Raw genomic sequence first — 2,970 nt, 5'->3', positions numbered from 1 at the left:
TGTAGATGTAAAGATAGCCTACGAATGGGAATCGGAATCGAGAGAATCATCTAGCAAGGCTGCCTAAATGCTTCCACACATGTTGATGATGCCTCAAAATTTATGAAGTTTCGTGGATTTACAAAAACTCTGTCGGTGCTGGCTATGCTTCTGTTGTTCTCGGCAAATGCATTTGCTACTGAAACAGTACGAACGACTATCACAATAGATGGCAAGGAATATTACTTGTATACGGGCTTTAATGCAATAGAGGGAACAGGCTATAATGAGGCTCTTAACTATGAAGCACTTGTGGATGGAGATATGGAATCATGGTGTCTAAATGTAGATGGAGGGGGTTATGTTGAATTTTCTTCTATTTTACCAATTGCTTTGAAGGGATATGTGTTTGATTCCATGGATCCAGAGGTCAATCCATCATCGTGGACCTTAAAAGCAAAGGCAAATGAAGAAGATGATTGGAATGTTGTTTCGTCAAGATCAGATGACATTAGTAGTGGTACAAACTTTAGTTTTGCCTGTGATAATCAAGAGAACAAAGCCTATAGATATTTTCGCTTTGAAATGGAGGGAGAATATGTAGCGTTAAGTGAAATAAGATTGTATGGCGGAAAAGAATTTTATTTTTTCCTTCCTCAAAAGAGTGCGACTTGTACAGAAACTGGAATCAAACAGGCTTGCTATCTTGGAGGTGACGGAAAGTATTTTGCAGATGAAACTGGAACAAACGAATTGTTAGCGGAAGATGTAATTGCTCCTATTGTACCACATACCCTTGAGGATGAAACTGCACATGTGTCAACCTGTACAGTTTGTGGACAGACAATTATTACTGGCCCGCATATTTTCCAAGATGAAAACGGAGAAACGCGAGATTGTATTTGTGGCGCAATAAACCCTGACCATAATCATGGTTATTGCGGCGATCCAGAAGTGAATGACGGAAAAGACGTCGCATGGCGTGTTACCCAGGAAGAAGATGGAAATTATACATTGACGATTTCTGGAACAGGAAGAATGGCAAACTTTCAATCCAATATGGATGAACCTTGGAATAAGGCAAGACAACGAAACTATTTGGATAAAATCACTAAGGCTGTCATTTCTGATGGTGTTACATATGTTGGTCATTTGGCGTTTTGGAATAGTCCTGGATTAAAAACTGTTGAAATACCAAGTAGTGTTACAGCTATTGGTAATGCGGCATTTGGTGATTGCGACGCATTAACTAAGGTAAAAATGCCATGTTCATTGGATTATTCATCTCGTTGGTGGGGTGATGAAAGAGCGTTTGTAAAATATCACGTTTATGAGGGACAGCCATTTGTTGATGGAGAAGATGGAACTCATCATCAAAATTGTAAGTGTGGCAATACTACATCGACACCTGAAAGTCATGCATTCACTGTAGAAGATATAACCATTGATGGTGCTAACGAATCAGCAGCAACTTGTACAGAAAAAGCAAAGTATTACAAGAGTTGCGTATGTGGAGCATTAAGCACTTCTGAAGTATTTGAAGTTGGCGAGCCTCTCGGCCACTCTTGGGGTGAATACCACTTGGACGGTGACCAGACTTGCTCTGAGGATGGCCACAAAACTGCCCGATGCACACGCATTGGCTGTACAGAAATACATACAATAGAAGCGACTGGTGACGCCCTTGGAACAACATACGGTGCAGTTTGTGCTTACAATGACGATAGCAAGGCAATTATCGACGGAAACTCCGAAACCTCCGTACTGCTCCCTTGGAATATCGATGTGGACGCAATTGAGCTGAATAGGACCTTTGCCGCTGGCACAATCTCCACCATTACGCTGCCTTTTAGCATGTATGTGGAAAATGTGGAGGGCGCTGTATTCTACAGATTTAAGTATGTTTCTTCGGATGACTGGACTGTTCACGTAGGTTCCGTTCGTGACGAACTGATCGCAAACACCCCGTACCTAGTGAAAACTACTGGCGAGACCATCTCCTTTAAGACCGGGGCTACCTTGGAACGTACATTGGAAGCCTCTCCCACGGACCAGGGCCAGGATGAGGGTGATGGCTGGGAACTTCGCGGAACCTATGGAAAAATGGTCTGGATGGAAGGTCATCCGGATCTTGGGTATGTTTATGGTTTTGCCGCCGAGAATGTTGCCGATGTCCATATTGGCGAATTTGTGAAAGCTACCGCTGGTGCAAATCTGCCGCCTATGCGAGCCTACCTCTATTACAATCCTGTCGCAACTCCGGCACCTTCTCCGGAACCGTCCTTCCGAGGCATGGCTCCCATGGCACGTTCGACGACTTTCAGCATCGAGCCCCCGAATTACTTGGATGTGGTCGTGGATGACGATGAGGGCGGAACTCTGTATATCGGTAAGCTCAATACCCGCACCGGCGAGTTCAACGCCGCGGGAGATCGCTGGTTCGACCTGAAGGGCCGTAAACTCAACGGCAAACCCAGCGCTAAGGGTTCCTACTTCAATAACAGGAGCAAGGTTATCGTAAAATGAAAAGGCCTGAACCGAAGAAACTGTATTGCAAACCCCAGGTAAAAGTGATCAAGCTGAAACACCGTGCGAACCTGCTGCAAAACAGCGGTTTTGAAAATGACGGTCCCAAGGGTTATGGCGGCAAATTTCAATAATAGGAGTAGAAATGAAAAAGCAAGAGCAGAAGAAACAGTACAAAAAGCCCCAGGTGAAGGTGATCAAGCTGAAGCACCGTTCAAACTTGCTGCAGAGCAGCCTTCCCGACAGAATGGGTGTTGTCGTTGACGATTAGTTTGTTTTTACGATTTCGCCTTGTGGTGTGAGCCCATAATTGGTGGTCGGCTTTTTATGATGTCTTTTTGGCAATCTGGAAAATAAATTGAATTAAATCGAGGCATCATCAACATGTGTGGAAGCATTTAGGCAGCCTTGCTAGATGATTCTCTCGATTCCGATTCCCATTCGTAGGCTATCTTTACATCTACA

3 protein-coding genes are annotated in these 2,970 nt (G+C 44.1%); all 3 read left to right on the top strand.

The features are described from left to right. Positions 1-1,017 precede the first annotated feature (1,017 nt). The 3 genes from BGX12_RS15620 to BGX12_RS15980 are packed head-to-tail and all read left to right on the top strand — an operon-like array spanning position 1,018 to position 2,776. Entirely contained in the window at positions 1,018-2,505 is a 1,488-nt protein-coding gene (locus BGX12_RS15620; RefSeq protein WP_158278288.1) for a leucine-rich repeat protein, read from the top strand. Then, positions 2,502-2,639, top strand: a complete 138-nt coding sequence (locus tag BGX12_RS15615) for a hypothetical protein (RefSeq protein ID WP_158278287.1) — start codon at positions 2,502-2,504, stop codon at positions 2,637-2,639. The genes BGX12_RS15620 and BGX12_RS15615 overlap by 4 nt, the downstream gene beginning before the upstream one ends. An 11-nt stretch (positions 2,640-2,650) precedes the next feature. Continuing rightward, on the top strand, positions 2,651-2,776 hold the full coding sequence (locus BGX12_RS15980; RefSeq protein WP_254917750.1) for a hypothetical protein: 126 nt from the start codon (positions 2,651-2,653) through the stop codon (positions 2,774-2,776). The last annotated feature ends 194 nt before the right edge of the window (positions 2,777-2,970 follow it).

This window comes from Fibrobacter sp. UWR4, assembly GCF_003149045.1.
GTDB lineage: Bacteria > Fibrobacterota > Fibrobacteria > Fibrobacterales > Fibrobacteraceae > Fibrobacter.
This window is presented reverse-complemented; position numbering and strand designations above follow the sequence as displayed.

Excerpts from the sequence above, each read along its gene's own strand:
- BGX12_RS15620 (WP_158278288.1), top strand. The coding sequence starts at position 1,018 with ATGGCAAACTTTCAATCCAATATGGATGAACCTTGGAATAAGGCAAGA.
- BGX12_RS15615 (WP_158278287.1), top strand. The coding sequence starts at position 2,502 with ATGAAAAGGCCTGAACCGAAGAAACTGTATTGCAAACCCCAGGTAAAA.
- BGX12_RS15980 (WP_254917750.1), top strand. The coding sequence starts at position 2,651 with ATGAAAAAGCAAGAGCAGAAGAAACAGTACAAAAAGCCCCAGGTGAAG.